This is a genomic window from Streptomyces maremycinicus (assembly GCF_001184025.1).
Taxonomy (GTDB): Bacteria; Actinomycetota; Actinomycetes; order Streptomycetales; family Streptomycetaceae; genus Streptomyces; species Streptomyces maremycinicus.
Genome location: NZ_BBYG01000011.1, coordinates 202,180 through 223,938 on the forward strand (window position 1 = coordinate 202,180; position 21,759 = coordinate 223,938).

Annotated in this window: 10 protein-coding genes; 8 read left to right on the forward strand and 2 right to left on the reverse strand. The window is 71.9% G+C overall.

Going from position 1 to position 21,759, the window contains the following annotated elements; genetic code table 11:
* Positions 1–104: 104 nt before the first annotated feature.
* A complete protein-coding gene (locus tag AOQ37_RS11415) occupies positions 105–773 on the reverse strand; it encodes a hypothetical protein (RefSeq protein ID WP_062643898.1) in 669 nt (222 codons plus the stop codon).
* 289 nt (positions 774–1,062) lie between these two features.
* Here AOQ37_RS11415 and AOQ37_RS11420 point away from each other — a divergent pair, with 289 nt between their 5' ends.
* From AOQ37_RS11420 to AOQ37_RS11435, 4 genes are all read left to right on the forward strand, one after another.
* Positions 1,063–2,889 carry a gamma-glutamyltransferase family protein gene (locus AOQ37_RS11420; RefSeq protein ID WP_062643900.1) on the forward strand — a complete coding sequence of 609 codons (1,827 nt, stop codon included), beginning with the start codon at positions 1,063–1,065 and terminating at the stop codon, positions 2,887–2,889.
* 318 nt (positions 2,890–3,207) lie between these two features.
* Positions 3,208–4,065, forward strand: a complete 858-nt coding sequence (locus AOQ37_RS11425) for an inositol monophosphatase family protein (RefSeq protein WP_062643903.1) — start codon at positions 3,208–3,210, stop codon at positions 4,063–4,065.
* Positions 4,066–4,452: 387 nt separating this feature from the next.
* Complete coding sequence (locus AOQ37_RS11430; protein WP_062644451.1) at positions 4,453–5,865, forward strand: phytoene desaturase family protein; 1,413 nt, start codon at positions 4,453–4,455, stop codon at positions 5,863–5,865.
* A gap of 79 nt (positions 5,866–5,944) precedes the next feature.
* A complete protein-coding gene (locus AOQ37_RS11435) occupies positions 5,945–6,454 on the forward strand; it encodes an O-acetyl-ADP-ribose deacetylase (RefSeq protein ID WP_062643905.1) in 510 nt (169 codons plus the stop codon).
* A gap of 170 nt (positions 6,455–6,624) precedes the next feature.
* Here AOQ37_RS11435 and AOQ37_RS11440 read toward each other — a convergent pair whose 3' ends face one another.
* Positions 6,625–8,535: a M1 family aminopeptidase gene (locus tag AOQ37_RS11440; protein WP_062643907.1), complete on the reverse strand. Its 1,911-nt coding sequence runs from the start codon at positions 8,533–8,535 to the stop codon at positions 6,625–6,627.
* Between the two features lie 1,160 nt (positions 8,536–9,695).
* On the opposite strand from AOQ37_RS11440, the gene AOQ37_RS11445 reads away from it, so the two are divergent.
* The 4 genes from AOQ37_RS11445 (at position 9,696) to lpdA (ending at position 21,608) form a co-directional block, all read left to right on the forward strand.
* Positions 9,696–11,255, forward strand: a complete 1,560-nt coding sequence (locus AOQ37_RS11445) for a pectate lyase family protein (protein ID WP_062643908.1) — start codon at positions 9,696–9,698, stop codon at positions 11,253–11,255.
* 402 nt (positions 11,256–11,657) lie between these two features.
* Positions 11,658–15,884 (forward strand): bifunctional nitrate reductase/sulfite reductase flavoprotein subunit alpha, encoded by a 4,227-nt coding sequence (locus AOQ37_RS11450; protein WP_374701496.1) that lies wholly within the window; start codon positions 11,658–11,660, stop codon positions 15,882–15,884.
* A gap of 204 nt (positions 15,885–16,088) precedes the next feature.
* A complete protein-coding gene (locus tag AOQ37_RS11455) occupies positions 16,089–19,997 on the forward strand; it encodes a glycoside hydrolase family 2 TIM barrel-domain containing protein (protein ID WP_062644453.1) in 3,909 nt (1,302 codons plus the stop codon).
* 198 nt (positions 19,998–20,195) lie between these two features.
* Complete coding sequence (gene lpdA, locus AOQ37_RS11460) at positions 20,196–21,608, forward strand: dihydrolipoyl dehydrogenase (RefSeq protein ID WP_062643912.1); 1,413 nt, start codon at positions 20,196–20,198, stop codon at positions 21,606–21,608.
* The last annotated feature ends 151 nt before the right edge of the window (positions 21,609–21,759 follow it).

Below are 21,759 nucleotides of genomic sequence, written 5' to 3' on the forward strand. Positions count from 1 at the left end.
TCCGGCCGTTCCCGTCGCAAGTCGCAAGTCGCAAGTCGCAAGTCGCAAGTCACAGGCGACAAGTCAAAGGGTCACGGTCGCCGCGCGAGCCGCGGCGGCCGCTCTCAGGCCTGCTTGCCGTTGAGCAGCGCGGCCACGACTTCCTTCGCGGCCTTGATCGCACCCTTGTTGATCTCGTCGGTGCTGGGTGCCTTCTTCGTCTCGAAGTCGCTGCCGTTGTAGTTGACGATCACCAGCGCGTTGGACACCCGGGCGAGGACGACACCCTCACGGGTCTGCTGCTTGTCCTCGGTGGTGAGGTTCACCACCGAATAGGCCTCGTCACCGAGTCCGGGGACCGCCCCGCCGCCGCTCTTCTCGCCCGTCCGCTCCTTGTACGAGGTCTTCGCCGCGTCGTCCGACTCCGTGATCTCGAAGGAGACGTCGAGCCATCGGTAGTCGTAGCCCTTGAGCGCGTTCCAGGAGCAGGTGCGGCGCAGATCGGAGTCCGTGGACGGGATCTCCTTGCCGGCCGTCTTGGCGCCCGGCACGAGCCCGGTGACCGTCTTCGCGGCGATGCTGGTGCACGGGGCGGGGGCCGCGGCGTACGTCTTCGACACGGCCGTGGAGGAGGGGCCGGCCGTCTTCTCGGACTGGGTCTTCCGCGTGTCCTTGGCCGCGGTGTCCTGCTTTTCGGTGAGCGGGCCGGACGACATCGCCCAGCCCGCGCAGGCGAGCACGACCACGGGGGTCAGGCGCGCGGTGAGGGCGAGCGGCAGTGGGAGTGAGCGCACGGCGCACTTTCGTGGGGGACGGTGCGGACGGAGTCCGCGGAGCGGACAGTGGACGCCAGTGTCACACGACTCCCTGTGGGGCGGAAGTGTGAACTCGCTCCGTGGCGGCACGGTGACGAAGGGGCCCTGCCCAACCGGGACATCACCGCTCTTCGTGAGACATCCGGGATCGAGGGATCAAGGGATCGGGGGACTGCTCGGGGGCGGTGTGGGGCGGTGTGGGGCGGTGTGGCGCGGCGGGCGGGTGCGTACGATCCCGGGAGCGGCCGCAGCGCAGTGAGGAGCCCCCGTGTTCACCACCCGCCCCACCCTCCAAGGCACCTTCGGCATGGTGTCGTCCACCCACTGGCTGGCCTCGCAGTCGGCGATGGCCGTCCTGGAGAGCGGCGGCAACGCCTACGACGCGGCCGTGGCCGGTGCCTTCGTGCTGCACGTCGTCGAACCGCATCTCAACGGGCCCGCGGGGGAGGTGCCCATTCTGCTCGCCCCGGCCGGCGGCGAGGTGCGCGTGCTGTGCGGACAGGGCGTGGCGCCGGCGGGCGCGACGGTCGACCACTACCGGTCACTCGGCCTGGACCTCGTACCCGGCACCGGACCGCTGGCCGCGGCGGTGCCCGGCGCGTTCGACGCCTGGATGCTGCTCCTGCGCGACCACGGCACCCGGTCCCTCGACGAGGTGCTGAAGTACGCCATCGGGTACGCCGAACACGGGCACGCGCCCGTGGAGAACGTCGGCGCGACCGTCCGGACCGTACGGGAGCTCTTCGAGACGGAGTGGACCACGTCGGCGGAGGTGTACCTGCCGGACGGGAAGGAGCCGCGCCCCGGCGCGCTGTGGCGCAACCCCGCCCTCGCCGCCACCTGGAAGCGGCTGCTCGCCGAGACCGCCGGGGCGGGCGACCGCGAGGCGCGGATCGAGGCCGCGCGGGAGGTGTGGCGTACCGGGTTCGTCGCCGAGGCCCTGGTCCGGCAGGCCGCCCGGCCCACCCTGGACACCAGCGGGCGGCGGCATACCGGCACGCTCACGGCCGCCGATCTGGCCGGCTGGTCCGCGTCCTACGAGGCGCCGGCCACGTACGACTGGAACGGCTGGACGGTGTGCAAGGCCGGCCCCTGGAGCCAGGGCCCGGCCCTCCTCCAGCAGCTCGCCCTGCTCCCGCCCGAACTGCCCGCGTACGGCTCCGCCGAGTACGTCCATCTCCTGATCGAGGGCTGCAAGCTCGCCATGGCCGACCGCGAGGCCTGGTACGGCGACGCGGCCGAGGTCCCGCTGGGCGAGCTGCTCGGCACCGGATACAACGCGGACCGGCGGCGGCTGATCGGCGACAAGGCGTCGTACGAGCTGCGGCCCGGCAGCCCCGGCGGGCGCACCCCGCGGCTGAGCACGCACGCGTACGTGGTCGCCGACGACGACCCGGCCTTCGACCCGCTGGGCGCGGGCGAGCCGACGGTCGCCCGCAGCGCCACGGCCCCCGCGCCGGGCGAGCCGGAGGTCGGCGCCCTGGGGGACACCCGCGGGGACACCTGCCATCTCGACGTCGTGGACCGCTGGGGCAACATGGTCGCCGCCACACCCAGCGGCGGCTGGCTCCAGTCCAACCCGGTCGTTCCCGAGCTGGGCTTCCCGCTCGGCACCCGGCTCCAGATGACCTGGCTGGAGGAGGGACTGCCGAACTCGCTGACGCCCGGCCGTCGCCCCCGGACCACCCTCACCCCCTCGATCGCGCTGCGCGGCGGGGTGCCGGTGCTGGCGTTCGGCACCCCCGGAGGCGACCAGCAGGACCAGTGGCAGCTGCACTTCCTGCTGGCCGTCGCGCTGCGCGCGCGGGTGCGCGGGGGTCTCGACCTCCAGGGCGCGATCGACGCCCCGAACTGGCACAACGACGCCTTCCCCGGCTCCTTCTACCCGCGCGGCATGCGGCCGGGCAGCGTCACCGTGGAGTCGCGCATGCCGGCCCGCGTGGTGGAGGAACTGCGGCGACGCGGCCACGACGTGACCCTCGGCGATCCGTGGTCCGAGGGACGGCTGTGCGCGGTGGCCCGCGACCCGGAGACCGGGATCCTGCTCGCCGCCGCGAACCCGCGCGGTATGCAGGGATACGCGGTGGGCCGCTGACAGGGGCCCGGCACGGATGTGGGGGCGGGCGCCGCACAGGGGCGGGGCGGGCGCCGCACGGGTGCGGGGTGCGTGCCGTCCGGGGGCGGGGCGGGCGCCGTACGGGTGCGGGGTGCGTGCCGTACGGGGGCGGGGCGGGCGCCGCACGGGTGCGGGGTGCGTGCCGTCCGGGTGCGAGGTGGGTCATCCACGGCGGGAGCGGGCCAGGGACTGCGGACGCGCGTGAACGGAGGAACGCGTTCCTGTTCTTCATCCCGATTCCACCCGGGATGCACCGGGCGGGCGGGGATTGTCAGTGGGACGTGCTCTCATGGAGACATGATCGAAGACACGGAAACCATCGACGAGTTTCTTGCCCGCCACTCGGCCGACGTGGAGGAGGCGGTCCGCAAGGCCGCCGCGGCCGAGATCATGCCCCGCTTCCGGCAGCTCGGCGCGCACGAGATCGACCAGAAGAGCGGACCGCACGACCTGGTGACGGACGCCGACCGCAACGCGGAGCTGTATCTCACCCAGGCCCTCGGCGCCCTCCTGCCGGGCTCGGTCGTCGTCGGCGAGGAGGCCGTGCACGCCAACCCGGCCACGTACGAGGCGATACAGGGTGACGCACCGGTCTGGATCGTCGACCCGGTCGACGGAACCCGCCAGTTCGTGCACGGGGACGACGGCTTCTGCACCCTGGTCGCGCTCGTCCGGCACGGGGTCCTGCTCGCCTCCTGGACCTACGCCCCGGCCCGCGACCAGCTGGCCACGGCCGTCCGAGGCGGCGGCGCCTTCCTGGACGGCGTGCGGCTGTTCGCCGGCCCGCCCGAGCCGGGCCGCGACCTCGTGGTGGCCACCTCCCACCCCGACTACACGACCGACGAGCAGAAGGGTGCCCTGCTGGGGCTGTGGACGGACGGGGTCGCGCCGCGCGCTTGCGGATCGGCGGGCCTCGAGTATCTCGCCATAGCCCGGGGCGAGTTGGACGCCACGGCGTTCTCCTGGGAGGCGGCCTGGGACCACGCGGCCGGACTGCTGCTGGTCGAGGAGGCGGGCGGCGCCCATCTCACGCTCGACGGCCGTCCGTTCCGGGTCAGGGGCGGCAACTCCCTTCCCTTCACGGCCGCCCGGGACGCGGCGACGGCCCGGCGCGTGCGGGGAATCCTGTCGGGGGCGGGGCCCGACCCCAGGTGAGACGGACCGGGTAGGCGCCCGTCCGGTTCCGGTGAGCCGACGGGACCGGAGCCACTCCGGCCGGGCGCGAGCGAGCCCCTGCCGCGCCGGGAGACCCTGGGCGGTGCCCGGCCCGCGTCCGGCCTGTGCGGCCGCATCCGGCATCCGCCGAGGGTCGTCCGGCGGACGCCCCGACAGGTGCTCCGGTGGAGGCGTCCGGACAGGTCCCGGTGGAGGCGTCCGGACAGGTCCCGGTGGAGGCGTCCGGACAGGTCCCGGTGGAAGCCTTCGGGGAGGTTCCGGGGGCCCCGCGCCGCGGGTGCTGTCGTACCCCCGGCATATCCTGATCGCGGGGGCCACCGGTCTACGGAGGTCACCGGCTGACGAAGGGGTCGCGAAGTGCCGTCGATGCTCGATGCGGTCGTGGTGGGAGCGGGGCCCAACGGGCTGACCGCGGCGGTGGAGCTGGCCAGGCGCGGCTTCTCCGTGGCGCTCTTCGAGGCGCGCGACACCGTGGGCGGGGGAGCCCGCACCGAGGAGCTGACCCTGCCGGGCTTCCACCACGACCCGTGCTCGGCCGCGCACCCCCTCGGCATCAACTCACCCGCGTTCCGCGCGCTGCCCCTGGAGCGCTACGGCCTGGAGTGGCTGAACGCCGACCTGCCCATGGCCCACCCCTTCCTCGACGGCAGCGCGGCGGTGCTGTCGAGGTCCGTCGCCGAGACGGCCGCCTCCTTCGGACCGCGCGACGCGGGCACCTACCGCCGGCTGGTGGCGCCCTTCCTGCCCAAGTGGGACACCCTGGCCCGCGACTTCATGTCCCTGCCGCTGACCGCGCTCCCGCGCGACCCGGTCACCCTGGCCCGTTTCGGCCTCGTCGGCCTGCCCCCGTCCAGCCGGCTCATCCGCCGCTTCCGCGACGAGCGGGCCAGGACCCTCTTCGCCGGACTCGTCGGACACGTCATGGCCCCGCTGAGCGGCTTCGCCACCAGCGCCGTCGGCCTGGTCTTCGCCCTCGCCGCGCACGCCCGCGGCTGGCCGGTGGCCCGCGGCGGCTCCCAGTCCATCTCGGACGCCCTCGCCGCCTACCTCGAGGATCTCGGCGGCAGCATCCACACCGACTACGAGGTCAAGCGGCTCGACGACCTGCCCCCGGCGCGCGCCTACGTCTTCGACACCTCGCCCACCGCGCTCGGCCGGATCGCCGGCTTCGGCAACTACTACGAGGGATACCGGTACGGCCCCGGCGTCTTCAAGATCGACTACGCGCTCGACGGACCGGTGCCGTGGACCGCGAAGGAGGCCCGCGCCGCCGGCACCGTGCAGATCGGCGCGGACAGCGCGGAGATCGGCACCGCCCTCAGAGCGGTCTCCCGGGAGGGCCGGGCACCCGACCGGCCCTTCATGATCACGGTGCAGCCGAGCGTCGTCGACCCCACCCGCGCCCCTGCCGGAAAGCACGTCTTCTGGGCCTACGGCCATGTGCCGAGCGGCTGGACCGGCGACCTCACCGACGCCATGGAACGCCAACTGGAGCGCTTCGCCCCGGGGTTCCGCGACCGGGTCATCGCGCGGGCGACTGCCGGCCCCGCCGAACTCGCCGCCCGCAACGCCAACTACGTGGGCGGGGACATCGCCTCCGGAGCGGTCTCCGGGCTCCAGATCCTGCTGCGGCCCAAGCTGACGCCGTTCCCGTACGCCACTCCGCACCCCGCCGTCTTCATCTGCTCGTCGGCCACCCCGCCCGGCCCGGGCGTGCACGGGATGTCGGGCCACAACGCGGCGAAGGCCGTGTGGCGCAGACTGCGGCAACAAGGGTGAGCAGGTCGCGGCAGCAAGGGTGAGCAGGTCGCGGCACAGAGGCGACCGGTCGTCCGGTCCGGTTGGTATACACGCAGGCATGACCACGATCACGCTCGTCCAGGGCGACATCACCCGGCAGTCCGTGGACGCCATCGTCAACGCGGCCAACTCCTCACTGCTCGGCGGCGGAGGTGTCGACGGCGCCGTCCACCGCCGGGGCGGCCCCGAGATCCTCGCCGACTGCCGTCGGCTGCGCGCCTCGCACTACGGCAAGGGCCTGCCCACCGGCCGGGCGGTCGCCACGACCGCGGGCGAGCTGGACGCGCGCTGGGTGATCCACACCGTGGGCCCCGTGTACAGCGCCACCGAGGACCGGTCGGAGCTGCTGGCCTCGTGTTTCAGGGAGTCGCTGCGGGTCGCGGACGAGGTCGGCGCCCGTACCGTCGCCTTCCCGGCGGTCTCCGCGGGCATCTACGGCTGGCCGATGGACGACGCCGCCCGGATCGCCGTGGAGACGGTCCGGGCCACGCCGACGGACGTCCAGGAGGTCAGGTTCGTCCTCTTCGACGAGCAGGCCTACGAAGCCTTCGCCCGGCAGACCGGCTGACGGCCCCGCCCGGTCCGCCCCGCCCGGTCCGCCCCGCTCGCCCTGCCGCCTCGTCCGCCTCGCCGGTTCGGCCGCCCGCTGGACAGGCCGCGTGGGTGACGCCGGACGGGTCACCCACGCGACCGGTGGACAGGGCGGCCGGTGGACAGGGAGCGAGCGTCGGGCCGGGGTCAGCCCTCGATGCGGTGGGTCGTCCAGAACGACGTCAGGTCCGTGGTCGTGGCGGCCTGGGCGGCCGCCTTGAACTCGGCCGTGGTCGAGACGCCGTACCAGTGCGAAGCGGCGTAGTCCTTCAGCAGCTTGGCCATCGCGGTGTCACCGATGAGTCTGCGCAGGTCGTGCAGGGCGCACTTGCCGTAGCCGTAGACGACGGTGGAGTACCGGGAGGAGTGGGTGTCCCAGTAGGCCATCGAGTTGGTGATCTTCTCCGCCGACGAGGCCCACGAGACGCTGCTCCAGCAGCTGGTCCCCGTCTTGCCGAGCGCCAGGTCCGTGGCGTAGTCGGTGAACGACTCGTCCAGCCAGGGGCTGTTGTACTCGTCGTCGCCGACGATCCCGTACCACCACTGGTGGCCGATCTCATGGGTCAGGGCCGTGGTGCTGACCAGGTCGAGGACGAAGCCGGGATACTCCATGCCGCCGAACCAGAAGTTGTTGTCGATGACGGCGTCCAACTCGCCGTACGGGTAGGCGCCGAAGCGGGAGGAATGCGCGTCGACGGCGGTCTTGGCGGTGGTGAGCATCGACTGGGCGTTGGCCGAGCTGATGCCGGTGACGGAGTAGACGTTGATCGGGGTCCCGGCGGTCGAGGTGCCGGAGATCTTGCTGAACGGGCCGGCCGCCCACGCGAAGTCACGGACCTTGGTGGCGGTGGCCGTGGTGACGGTGCGGCCGCTCGTGCCCGCGACGTCGACCGAGGCGCCGGTGGCCGGCACCAGGAGGGTGGTCGGATGGTCGAGGGTCACCCTGAAGTCCGCGGCGAGCGAGTAGAAGGACTCGCCGTTGTTCGTGTACGGGTCCAGGTGCCAGCCCGCGCCGTCCTTCACCGCCAGCAGGGGCAGGGCGTTGCCGATGAAGCTGAACGCCCCGTCGTAGCCGAACCGGTCGGCGCCGCTGGGCACGGTGATGCCCAGGTCGAAGCCGATCGTGGCGCTCTGCCCCTGGGTCAGGGGACTGGCGAGGGTGATCTGGAGGGCGGTGCAGCCCACCGACAGGGCTCCCGCGGTGCCACCGGTGACGTTGCCGACCGCGATCGGCATCGATGTGCAGGTGCCGTGGTAGTTGTCCCACAGCCGCAGGTACACCTCGCTGAGCGCGGTCGCCGAGGCGTTGGTGAAGGTCGCGCTCTCGTGACCGGTCCAGACCGTGCCGGCCGTGTTGCTGGTCAGACTGACGGTGTACGAGGGTGCCGCCGGGGTGCGGGTGGCGTCGGCGGGCGGAGCGGTGTCACCGGAGGTGGTGAGCGCGAGGTCGTCGAGGACGAAGCTCGACCGGAGGCTGGAGTCCTCGGTGCCGGTGAAGGCGAGGCTCACGGTCTGACCCGCGAACGCCGACACGTCGAACGACTTCTGGACGTAGCCGGTGTTCTTGTCGAGGTTCGAGTACGTGGCCAGCGTCGTCGTGCCGATCTTGGCCGTCAGTTTGTCGTAGGCGGTGGACGAGGTCGTCTCGGCCGTGTCGATGTGCAGCCAGAACGTGAGGGTGGCGGCGGCACACCCGGACGGGATCGTGAGGCTCTGCGAGAGCGTGTCGGTGTGGGTGCTGCCGACGCCGCCCAGCCAGGCGAACGCGGTGCCGCCGTGGGCGCTCTGGCCGGTGCGGCTGGTGATCACGGTGGTCGAGGACTGGGTCCACGGCGAGACGCCGCTCTCGAAGCCGCCGTTGGTGATCACCTGCGCCGGGGTGCAGGCGTCGGCCGCGGAGGTGACGGCGGCGTCGGTGGCGGTGGCGGTGGCGGTGGCGCTCACGGGTGTTGCGGCAGCGGGCGTGGCGGCAGCGGAAGTGGCGGGGAGCGAGACGGCGGCCAGCGCGGCGAGGGTGAGTGCGCTCGAGGCGAAGGCCTTGCGGGGGGTGGGTCTCACACGTGGCTCCTTTGCGGCGGCCGGGTTTCCGGCCTGCTCGGTGGCTGTCCCCGACGGCATGGGTGTGCCGGAGGGCGGTGCGCGACGGCTGCCGGAAGCCTGACAGATTTGACGCGGCCATGCCATCAGGGGCGGGTAAAGGGTCCACCCCGGAACCGGACGCAACGCCCCCGCTCAGAGCGCTGGAGCTCTTCGGGTGCGGGCTCTCGGGGCGGGCCTTCCTGTGGCGGGGTCGAGGTGCCGTCGGGTGAACGGTGAGGGGGCGCGTGGTGGCTCCCGTGGCGGAGTGCGGAGTGCGGAGTGCGGAGTGCGGAGTGCGGAGGGCGGTGGATGGAGGCGAGGGCGACGGTCAGGGCGAGGGCGATGGCGTGGGTGGGGGCGAGGGTGAGAGCCAGGGCGACGGCGGGGGTGAGGGTAGGGCGGGGCGTGGCGGCGCCAGGTGTCGGCGACAGCGAGACGCTCGTTCATGTATATGAACTACGGAGTCGCGATGCGAGGTGCCCGTGCGGGAAGTCCGCAGCCCTCCGTTGCTGTGTTCCGGCACTCCCGGGAGTCCGGGTCGGGCGGCATCGGGAGGCTGTCTGGTCGATCGGTGTTCACATACTTGTCAGCCGGTAGTGGCCGCCCTATCCTCACGGGGAGAAAGCGCTTTCCAGGCACCTGTTGACCGTGCCGGTGGAGGCGGCCCGCGGTATCGGCCGTGGGGCAGTCCGTGGGCCGCAACCGATCCGGCGCCCGGCTGATCAGGGCCGACCGCACCGAAATGCCGACGCGCCAGGCCGCCGGGATGCGCTCCGGGGCGCGGACGCATCGCGCTCGTCGCCGTGGCCGCGGCGGCCAGTCACCCGCACCAGGGGTCGGTCGGGCCTCCGTGGCCCCCGTCGGCCCGGTCGCCCCGCGTCCGGAGGCGTCCCCCGCACCACATCGGCTCCGCCCGCACCACATCGGCTCCGCTCGCACCACCTCGGCATCACCGTTGCGTCCCTTCCGCCCCGTCCCTTCCGTTCCGTCGCGCGAACGGCGTCCGCGGCGGCGGGCCGGGGCCCGCTTCGGCATACGCATGGCATGAACATGGCATGGGTGCGCGATCCCGGCCGTCCCGGATCCGGGCACGGACCGGCGCGTCACCCCGGTACGCGATCACGAAAGACGAGGCAAGGATGAGAAAGCCAGTCGCTCTGCGACTCTCCGCGGCACTCGGCACGCTGGCCCTGGCGGCGGCGACAGGCGTGGTCCTGTCCATGCCCACCGCGTCGGCGGCCGCCGCCGGCGCGACCGGGTTCGCCACTCAGAACGGCGGCACCACGGGCGGCGCCGGCGGGACGACGGTCAAGGCCACGACGGGCACCCAGATCCACCAGGCCCTGTGCGGCCGGGCCGCCACCAGCACCCCGATCACCATCCAGGTCGAGGGGACCATCACGGTCGCCAACACCGCGAAGGTGTCGGGCACCGGGTGCAACACCGCCGCCGGCGTGATCGAGCTGAAGGGCATCAGCAACGTCACCCTCGTCGGCGTCGGCGGCGGGGCGGTGTTCGACCAGATCGGCATCCACATCCGTCAGTCCAGCAACATCATCGTCCAGAACGTGACCGTCCAGAACGTGAAGAAGTCCGGCTCGCCCACCTCCAACGGCGGCGACGCCATCGGCATGGAGTCGGACGTGCACAACGTCTGGGTCGACCACGCCACGCTGATCGCCTCGGGCGGTGAGTCGGAGGGCTACGACGGCCTGTTCGACATGAAGGACGGCACCCAGTACGTGACCCTGTCCTACAGCATCCTGCGCAACTCCGGCCGCGGCGGTCTCGTCGGCTCCAGCGACAGCGACCTCGCCAACGGACCGGTCACCTTCCACCACAACCGCTACGAGAACATCGACTCCCGTACGCCCCTGCTGCGCGGCGCCACCGCCCACATCTACAACAACTACTACGTCAGCCTGAACGAGTCGGGCATCAACCCCCGGGCCGGCGGCAAGGCCAAGGTCGACAACAACTACTTCAAGGACTCCAAGGACGTCCTCGGCACCTTCTACACCGACCTGCCCGGGTACTGGCAGGTCAGCGGCAACATCTTCGACAACGTGACCTGGTCGGAGCCGGGCGAGGACAACAACCCCGCCGGGCCGAACCCGACGTCGAACACGACCGTCGGCATCCCCTACTCCTACACTCTCGACGCCGCGTCCTGCGTGCCGTCGATCGTGACCGCGACGGCGGGCGCCAACAACGGCCTGAAGGTGTCGGACGGCAACTGCGCGGCGACGACGCCCACCGCGACCGCCACCTCGACTCCCACGCAGACGGCCACCGCCACCGCCACGCCGACGGCCACCGCGACCTCGACGCCCAGCGGGACCAACCTGAGCATCGGCGCCGACTCCGACGGTTCCAGCAAGGCCTCCGGCACCAGCTACGGCAACGTCCGCGACGGTGACACGGGCACCTACTGGTCGCCGAGCGGGTCGACCGGCTCCATCTCGATCAAGTGGGGCTCGGCGACCACCATCTCCAAGATCAACATCAGGGAGGCGTCCGGTGCCACCGGGAACATCGGTTCCTGGCGGGTGCTCAACGCCGACACCGGGGCGCAGCTGACCTCGGGCAGCGGAGCGGGCACCATCTCCTTCGCGTCCACCTCCCTGAAGAAGGTCACCTTCGAGATCACGGGCTCCAGCGCCACGCCGAAGATCGCCGAGTTCGAGACCTACGCCTAGAGCTGTCGGACGCGTGACGGGAACGGCTGCGACCGTTCCTGCCCGCGAGCAACGCCGATACGGGCGGGTGACGCGTGCCGTCACCCGCCCGTATCGGCGTCGCTCGTCGTCCGTCGTCCGACACCTGTCGCCTGTCGCCCGGGCAGGCTGTCCTCCCGCGGGGCGGCGGCCCGCTCACATCCGTCCGCCCCTCGGTGTGCGCCGGGCTTAACTCCTGGTGGCCGGTCCGGGAGACACCTGCGTAATGCACGCTTCGTACCGTCACAGAGGCTTGCAGAGGCTCTCACCAGGCCGATCGTCAGACGGAAAGGGGCGCCCGTGGCCGCGTTGGACCCGCGGACCGACAGCGCGACCACGACGAAGGTGCGCACGGTCTGCTCGTACTGCGGTGTGGGCTGCGGAATGCTCCTCGACATCGGCCTCGGTCCGGACGGGCGCCGTACGGTCCTGAAGGCGTCCGGCGACAAGCGGCACCCCGCGAACTTCGGCCGGCTGTGCACCAAGGGTGCGACCACCGCCGACATGCTCGCCGCGCCCGGCCGGCTCACCAGCGCGCTCGTCCGCCCGGATCGCGGCGCGGAACCGGAGCCCGCCCCGGTGGACGCGGCGATCGCCGAGACGGGACGGCGGCTGCGGGCGATCGTCGACGAGCACGGCCCCGACGCGGTGGCCCTCTATGTGTCCGGCCAGATGAGTCTCGAAGCGCAGTACCTGGCCAACAAGCTGGCCAAGGGCTATCTCCGCACCAACCAGATCGAGTCCAACTCCCGGCTCTGCATGGCCAGCGCCGGAACCGGTTACAAGCTCTCCCTCGGCGCCGACGGCCCGCCCGGATCGTACGAGGACCTCGACAAGGCGGACGTCTTCCTCGTCATCGGGTCCAACATGGCCGACTGCCACCCGATCCTGTTCCTGCGGATGATGGACCGGGTGAAGGCGGGCGCCAAGCTGATCGTCGTCGATCCGCGGCGCACCGCCACCGCCGCGAAGGCCGACCTGTTCCTCCAGGTCGCGCCCGGTACCGACCTCGCCCTGCTCAACGGCCTGCTGCACCTCCTGCACGAGAACGGCCACACCGATCCCGACTTCGTCGCCGCGCACACCGAGGGCTGGGAGGCCATGCCGGAGTTCCTCGCCGACTACGCGCCCGCGACGGTCGCCGAGATCACCGGCATACCGGAGGACGACCTCCGTGCGGCGGCCCGGCTGATCGGCGAGGCGGGGGAGTGGACCAGCTGCTGGACCATGGGCCTCAACCAGTCCACGCACGGCACCTGGAACACCAACGCGCTCATCAACCTCCACCTCGCCACCGGCAGGATCTGCCGCCCGGGCAGCGGCCCGTTCTCCCTCACCGGTCAGCCCAACGCGATGGGCGGCCGGGAGATGGGTTACATGGGCCCCGGGCTGCCCGGCCAGCGCTCCGTGCTCGTCGAGGGCGACCGTGCCTTCGTCGAGGAGCTGTGGGGACTCGCGCCGGGCACGATCAGGGCCGACGGCGTGGGCAAGGGCACGGTCGAGATGTTCCGGAGGATGGCCGAGGGCGACATCAAGGCCTGCTGGATCATCTGCACCAACCCGGTCGCCTCCGTCGCCAACCGCAGGACGGTCATCGAGGGACTGGAGGCCGCCGAGTTCGTCGTCGCGCAGGACGTGTTCGCCGAAACCGAGACGAACGCCTACGCCGACGTCGTCCTGCCGGGCGCGCTGTGGACCGAGACCGAGGGCGTGCTCATCAACAGCGAACGCAACCTCACCCTGGCCCGGCCCGCCGCCGACCCGCCGGGTGAGGCCATGGCGGACTGGCGGCTCATCGCGGCCGTCGCCCGCGCCATGGGGTACGAAGACGGTTTCGCCTACGACACCGCCGAGCAGGTCTTCGAGGAGATCAAGCGCGCCCACAACGCGCAGACCGGCTACGACCTGCGCGGAGTGACCTACGACCGGCTGCGTGCCACCCCCGTCCAGTGGCCGGCGGCCACCGCCGACGGTCCTGACCGCAACCCGATCCGCTACGTGAACGACGACGGTTCGCTCACCTTTCCCACGGCGTCGGGCCGCGCGGTGTTCCACCCGCGTCCGCATGTCCCGCCCGCCGAGATGCCGGACGACGACTACCCGTTCTTCCTGAACACCGGCCGCCTCCAGCACCAGTGGCACACCCTGACGAAGACCGCGAGGGTGGCCAAGCTCAACAAGCTGGATCCCGGCCCGTTCGTGGAGGTGCACCCGCAGGACGCGGCCGCGCTCGGCGTGGCGGACGGCGACTCCGTAGAGGTCGCCTCGCGGCGCGGCCGTGCCGTGCTGCCGGCCGTGGTCACCGACCGCGTGCTGCCCGGCTCCTGTTTCGCGCCGTTCCACTGGAACGACCTGTTCGGCGAGTACCTCAGCGTCAACGCGGTCACCAGCGACGCCGTCGACCCGCTGTCCTTCCAGCCCGAGCTGAAGGTGTGCGCGGTCGCCCTGACGAAGGTGTCGACACCGGTCAGCGTGCAGCCGCCCGTCACACAGACCCCGGCACCGGAGACCCCGGCCTCGCAGACCCCGGCCCCGGCGGTTCCGTCCGTGGGCGGGCCGGGCACCGGCTCCCCGCTGCCGGACGGGCCCGGTGCCGCCCTCGTGCCGACCGCCGTCCTGCCGTCCGCGGCCGAGGTCTTCGGTCTGCGCCCCGCCCCGCCGCCGGTCCTGACCGAGCGGGAGCGGCAGTATCTGGTCGGTTTCCTCGCCGGGATCCCGGCCGGCGCCCCGGGCGTACCCGTGCTGCCGGCGGACGCGCCCTTCAGCCCCGAGCACGCGCTGTGGGTCAACGGCACCCTCGCCGGCATGTACTCCCGCACCACGGCCACGACGGCGGCCGCACCCCCGCAGGTCCCGGCGCGCCGGGTGGTGATCCTGTGGGCCTCGCAGACCGGCAACGCCGAGGACTTCGCCTCCACCACCGCCGAGCGGCTCACCGCGGGCGGTCACCTGGCGTCCCTCGTCGCCATGGACGAGGCCGACCCCGCCGCACTGCCCTCGGACGCCGACCTGCTGCTGATCACCAGCACCTTCGGCGACGGCGACGCCCCCGACAACGGCGCCGGGTTCTGGGACGGCCTCGCCGCGCTGGACACCGGCCGCCTGGAGGGCCACCGGTACGCCGTCCTCGCCTTCGGGGACTCCTCGTACGACGACTTCTGCGGGCACGGCCGCCGGCTGGACCGTCGGCTGGACGAACTCGGCGCGGTCCGGCTGGCTCCCCGCACCGACTGCGAACCGGACTACGAGACGGAGGCGCAGGCCTGGCTGGACCAGGTGACCACCGCGCTTCAGGAGGCCGCGGAGCCGATGCCCGCGGCCCCGGCCGGGCTCCCGGTCGCTCCGGGTCCCGCCACCGCTCACGCACCGGCAACCCGTAGCGAAACCCTCGCCGCCGGGGGAACGGTGTCGGTCGCGCAAGCCGTCTCCGTCACGGAAACCGTCTCCGCCGCCACCGTGACGAAGGCCCGCGTCGCGCCGCGCTCCAAGCGCCCCGCGCCGGTCACCGCGCGTCTGACCGGCAACCGTCCGCTGAGCCTGCCGGGCTCCGGCAAGGAGGTCCGCCGCTTCACCTTCGACACCCGCGACAGCGAGACCCCGCTCGTCTACGAGGCGGGCGACGCCCTCGGGGTGCGCCCCCTCAACTCCCCGGAGACGGTGGCGGAGTGGCTGGGCGTCACCGGGCTGGACCCGCACACGCCCGTGCGGGTGAACGGCGTCGGCGAGGTCGCTCTCGGTGAGGCCTTCCTGCGCCATCTCGACATCACCCGGATCACCCCGGCCCTGCTGCGCTTCACCGCCGACCGCACGCGTGACCCGCGGGAACTGCGCAAGCTGCTGCGTCCCGACAACAAGGGCGAGCTGGCGAAGTGGTCCTGGGGCCGCCAGGCCGTCGACGTGGTCGCCGAGTTCGGCGTCCGCGCCGACCCGCAGGAGTGGGCCGAGCTGCTGGGACGGCTCCAGCCGCGGCTGTACTCCATCTCGTCCAGCCCGCTGACCGACCCCCACCTCGTCTCGCTCACCGTCTCGGTCGTGCGGTACGAGAACCTGGCCGGCCGCCCCCGGCAGGGCGTCTGCTCGCCCTTCCTGGCCGACGCCGCGCCCGGCGCCGAGGTCGCCGTCCATGTGCAGCGCAGCCCGCACTTCCGGCCGCCGGCCGACCCGGCCACCCCGATGGTGATGGTCGGCCCCGGCACCGGCGTGGCACCGTTCCTCGGCTTCCTGGAGGAGCGCCGGGCCCGTGGGCACCGGGCTCCCAACTGGCTGTTCTTCGGTGAGCAACACCGGGCGACGGACTTCTACTACGAGCAGGAGCTGGCCGCCCTGCGGGACGACGGGACCCTGGCCCGGCTGGACACCGCCTTCTCGCGCGACCAGCGGGCCAAGGTCTACGTCCAGGACCGGATCCGCGAGCACGGCTCGCACCTGTGGTCGTGGCTCCAGGACGGCGCCCACTTCTACGTCTGCGGGGACGCCTCGCGGATGGCCAAGGACGTCGACCTGGCCCTGCGCGACGTCGCGGTCCTGCACGGCGGCCTGAGCGAGCCGGAGGCGGTGGCCCATGTGAAGCAGCTCGCCTCCGACAAGCGGTATGTGCGGGACGTCTACTGACGGGAGTCACCAAAAGAACCCGTGGGAAGGGGCGGGCGCCAAGTGGCGTTGCGCCGAAGTGAGTTGATATTCGGCCATCGCGGCGCGTCTATGTTCGTTTTTTCAACAGGAGTGGACAAGATCTGACGCACCCTCCGTCCGTGCGAAGGCGCACGGGTCGCCCCGAGGAAGGTCGTGGTCATGTCGCACCCGCACGTGTCGTCCATGGACCGGCCGGACCGCCCCCAGCGGGTGGAGCCGGACCACCCCCGGCGGACGGTCGTCAGCCGTCGTCGTCTGCTCGAAGGGTCGGCCGCCGTCCTCGGCGCGCTCGCCCTGTCCGCTCCGTCCACCGCCCGAACGGCCGTCGCGGCGGACGGCACCCCGGAGTGGAACGGCGCCATCGACGTCTTCCGGCTCGGCACCGAAGCCCCGCACACCACCCTCATGCCGTACGCGGATCTCGACCAGGCGCTCGCCGCCGACCGCACCCGCTCGCCCTACCGGCTCAGCCTGGACGGCACCTGGAAGTTCGCCCACGCCGACCGTCCCGACGACCGGGACCCCGACTTCCACCGCACCGACGTCGACGACAGCGGCTGGGACACCATCCCGGTCCCCGCCGCCTGGCAGTTGCACGGCTACGACCGTCCGATCTACATCAACATCACCTACCCGTGGTGGGGCGCCAACGGACTGGGGGAGGAGGCGCAGCCGCCGGCCGCGCCCACCCGCTACAACCCCGTGGGGCAGTACCGCCGCACCTTCACGGTCCCGCGCGACTGGGCGGGACGGCGGACGTTCCTGCACTTCGAGGGGGTCAAGTCCGCCCACTACGTATGGATCAACGGCGAGTTGGTCGGGTACCACGAGGATTCCTACGACCCCGCCGAGTACGACATCACCCCGCACCTCGAGCCCGGCACCAACCAGATCGCGGTGGAGGTCTACCGCTACTCGGACGGCGACTGGCTTGAGGACCAGGACATGATCCGGCTGAGCGGCATCTTCCGCTCGGTCTACCTGTACTCCACACCGGCCGTGCACCTGCGTGACTTCAGGCTGGACACCCCACTCAGCGACGACCACAGGGCGGCCGAGCTGTCGGTCACCGCGAGCGTGCGGGACTACGGCGGACAGGGCGCCGGACGGTACTCCGTCGAGACCTGGCTGTACGACGCGAGCGGGCACCCGGTGTGGCCCCGGCCCCTCCAGCAGACCCTGACGCTCGGCGCCGGGGAGGAGACGGCCGTACGGGCCGCGAAGGCCGTGCCCGCGCCCCGCCTGTGGTCGGCCGAACACCCGTACCTCTACACGGCCGTGCTGCGCCTGCGCGACCCGTCCGGAAAGGTGATCGAAACCCTCTCCCACCGTGTGGGCCTGCGCGAGTTCGCGCTCGAGGACGGCCTGATGCGCATCAACGGCAAGCCGGTCTCCTTGCGGGGCACCAACCGGCACGAGATGCACCCGGCCCGGGGTTCCGCCCTCACCCGTGCCGACCTCGTCGAGGACATCGGGATCATCAAGCGGCTGAACATCAACACCGTCCGCACCTCGCACTACCCCAACAACCCGCAATGGCTGGAACTCGCCGACGAGTACGGCCTGTACCTCGTGGACGAGACCAACCTCGAGACCCACGGCATCCGGGGCGAGTACCCCGGCGACCACGCCGAGTGGACCAGGGCCTGCGTGGCCCGCGCCCAGAACATGGTCCACCGGGACAAGAACCACGCCTCGGTCGTCATCTGGTCCCTCGGCAACGAGGCCGGCGGCGGCACCACCTTCAACGCCATGCACGACTGGATCCGCTCCTACGACACCACCCGCGTCATCCAGTACGAGGGCGACGACCGCCCGGGGATCAGCGACATCCGCTCCGAGATGTACGACACGCCCGCCCGCGTCCGGGCACGGGCCGAGGACACGAGCGACACCCGGCCGTACGTGATGATCGAGTACTCCCACGCGATGGGGAACTCCAGCGGGAACTTCAAGAAGTACTGGGACCTGATCCGCCGTCACGACGTGCTCCAGGGCGGCTGGATCTGGGACTTCGCCGACCAGGCCCTCGACTGGCCCACGCCCGTCCGCAAGCTGTTCACCGAAGCCGGGCCCGCCGCGATCGAGGGCGAACTCATCGCCTCCGGCGGCGGCTTCACCCGCGACGAGGGAATCTCGGGCGGAACCGTCTTCGCGCGGGACGCGTCCTTGGACCTCACCGGCTCGCTCACGCTGGAGGCCTGGATCACCCCGCACGTGACCGGCTACCACCAGCCGATCCTCGCCAAGGGCGACACCCAGTACGCCCTGAAGCAGACCGGCGGGACCCTCGAGTTCTTCATCTACGGCAGCGGTCAGTGGATCACCGCGAGCTGGGCCCTGCCGTCCGACTGGACCGGCACCGAGCACCGGGTCGCGGGCGTCTTCGACGCGGCCGCCGGCACGCTGACCCTCTACGTCGACGGCACGGTCCGGGCGACCCGCACCACCACGGTGCGCCCCGGCGTCAACACCGCGCCGCTGTCCCTGGCCACCGACGTCGACAACCCGACCCGGGAGTTCAGCGGCACCGTCCGGCGGGCCCGCGTGTACGCCCGGGCGCTGAGCGCGGCCGAACTGGCCTCCGATGACCGGGGGCCCGGTGACGACGGCGTACGGTTCTGGTTCGACGCCGCCACCGTCGGCCTCACCGAGAAGCGCCCCCGCGAGAAGACGTTCCGGGCCTACGGCGGCGACTGGGGCGACAACCCCAACGACGGGGCCTTCTCCGGAGACGGCATCGTGACCGCCGACCGCGGGGCGACCGGAAAGTCCGCCGAGGTCAAGCGGATCTACCAGGCCGTCGGTGCCGCACCGGCCGCCGGTGAACTGCTCGCGCCTGGCGGGGCGGTCACCCTCACCAACGAGTACCTCTTCACCGACCTCCGTGAATTCGACGGCCGTTGGGAGCTCGTACGGGACGGGGAGGTGGTCCGGCGCGGAAAGCTGAGCCGCGCCCAGCTGGCGGTGGCGCCGCTGTCGAGCGAGGACGTCGTCGTGCCCTTCGAGCTGCCGGACCGCCCCGCGCCGGGCGCCGAGTACTTCCTCCAGCTGTCGTTCACCACCAGGGAGGCGACGAAGTGGGCGAAGGCCGGCTTCGAGGTGGCGCGCCACCAGCTCGCCGTCGACGCCGGGAGCCCCGCGGTCACGCCCGTACCGCTGGCCGGCGTGCCCGCGCTCAGCCACCGGGACGAAGCCGGATCGGTCACCGTCGAGGGCCGGGACTTCTCGGTCACCGTCGACAGGGAGACCGGCGTCATCACCTCCTACGAGGCGGGCGGCACCCCGCTGATCTCCTCCGGACCCGCCCCCAACTTCTGGCGCGCCCCCACCGACAACGACCGGGGGAACGGACAGCACACCCGCAACCAGACCTGGCGGGACGCCGGCGCGCGGCGCGAGGTGACCGAGGTGAAGGTGCGGGCGCTGCGCGACCGGGCCGTCGAGATCAGGGTCGCCGGCACGCTGCCCACCACGACCGCATCGACGTACACCACCACCTACACCGTTTTCGGAAACGGTGAGATCAAGGTCGACAACACCCTGCACCCGGGCGCCGCCTCCCTGCCGTACATCCCGGAGATCGGCACGCTGCTGTTCCTCCCCGCCCGCCTGGAGACACTGCACTACTACGGCCGCGGCCCCGAGGAGAACCACTGGGACCGCAACGACGCCACCGACGTGGGCCTCTACTCCGGCACGGTCGGCGGGCAGTGGACCTCCTATCTGCGGCCCCAGGAGAACGGCAACAGGACCGACGTCCGCTGGGTCGCGCTCACCGACGGCGACGGCGGCGGCCTGCTGGTCTCCGGCGAGCCGCTGCTGGAGTTCAACGCCTCGCACTTCACCCCCGAGGACCTGTCCGTCGGCGCCCGCCACGACTACCAGCTCACCCCTCGCGAGGAGGTCGTCCTGCGGGTGAACCACCGGCAGATGGGGGTCGGCGGTGACAACAGCTGGGGCGCGCACACGCACGACGAGTACAAACTGTTCGCCGACCGCGACTACGCCTACACCTACCGGCTCCGGCCGTTGACCGACGTCGACCGGGCGACGGCCGCTTCACGGCGCCCGACCGCGACCTCCGGGTGAGGGCCGCTTCACGGCGCCCTACCGCGACCTCCGGGTGACCGCTTCCGCGGTCTCCACCGCGCCCGGCGGGGCGGCTCGGGCGCGGCAGTGATCGATCACTCACACATTCTTCCCCTCGGCGCGAGAGAATCGGGAGCGGCAGCACGCATCACCCGTAGCGCACTCCACGGCGCACTCCACGGAAAAGGAAACGAATCCATGACCGAGCAGGACGAACGCTTCGACGTCGTGGTCCTGGGCGCCGGTCCGGGCGGCTACGTCGCCGCGGTCCGGGCCGCCCAGTTGGGCAAGCGCGTCGCCGTCGTCGAGGAGAAGTACTGGGGCGGCGTCTGCCTCAACGTGGGCTGCATCCCCACCAAGGCCCTCCTGCGCAACGCCGAACTCGCCCACATCTTCACCCGTGAGGCGAAGACCTTCGGCATCAAGGTCAACGGGCAGGTCTCCTTCGACTACGGGGAGGCGTACCGCCGCAGCCGCAAGGTGGCCGACGGCCGGGTCAAGGGCGTCCACTACCTGATGAAGAAGAACAAGATCACCGAGTTCGACGGCCGCGGCGAGTTCGTCGACGACCACACCCTCCGGGTGACCGGCTACGACGGGGAGACCCGCACCCTCGGGTTCGACCACTGCGTCATCGCCACCGGCGCCACCCCCAGGCTGCTCCCCGGCACCCGCCGGACCGCCCGTGTGGTGACGTACGAGGAGCAGATCCTCGCCGACGACCTTCCGCAGTCGATCGTCATCGCGGGCGCCGGCGCCATCGGCATCGAGTTCGCGTACGTCCTGCACAACTACGGCGTGAAGGTCACGGTCGTCGAGTTCCTGGACCGGGTCGCGCCCCTGGAGGACGCCGAGGTCTCCGCCGAGCTGGCCAAGCAGTACCGGAAGCTGGGCATCGACGTGCTCACCTCCACCCGGGTGGAGTCCATCGACGAGTCCGGTCCCCGGGTACGCGTCACGGTCACCGGCAAGGACGGCGCCCAGCAGGTCCTGGAGACCGACAAGGTGCTCCAGGCGATCGGCTTCGCCCCCAACGTCACCGGCTACGGCCTGGAGAACACGGGTGTGCGGGTCACCGAGCGCGGCGCGATCGACGTCGACGGCCGCTGCCGTACCTCCGTCCCGCACATCTACGCCATCGGCGACGTGACCGCGAAGCTCATGCTCGCGCACGCCGCCGAGGCGATGGGCGTCATCGCCGCCGAGACCCTCGCCGACGCGGAGACCATGGAGCTGGACTACGCCATGATCCCGCGCGCCACCTACTGCCAGCCCCAGGTCGCCAGCTTCGGCTACACCGAGGCGCAGGCACGGGAGAAGGGTTACGACGTCAAGGTGGCGAAGTTCCCCTTCACCGCGAACGGCAAGTCGCACGGCCTCGGCGACACCACCGGTTTCGTGAAGCTGATCAGCGACGCCAGGTACGGCGAGCTGATCGGCGGTCATCTGATCGGCCCCGACGTCACCGAACTGCTTCCCGAGCTGACCCTCGCCCAGCAGTGGGACCTCACCGTCCACGAGGTCGCCCGTAACGTCCACGCCCACCCGACGCTGGGCGAGGCCGTCAAGGAGGCGGTCCACGGCCTGGCCGGACACATGATCAACATGTAGCGGCCCGCCGAGCGGTCCGGGCTCTTCTGTCGCCCCGGGCTCTGCGCGGACGCGGGGTCGTTCACCCGAACGACCCCGCCCCGCTCGCCGCCGCCGTACGGCCGGGATGTGCTGGCATCCACCGGACCGACCCCGGGCCGGACCGACCGAC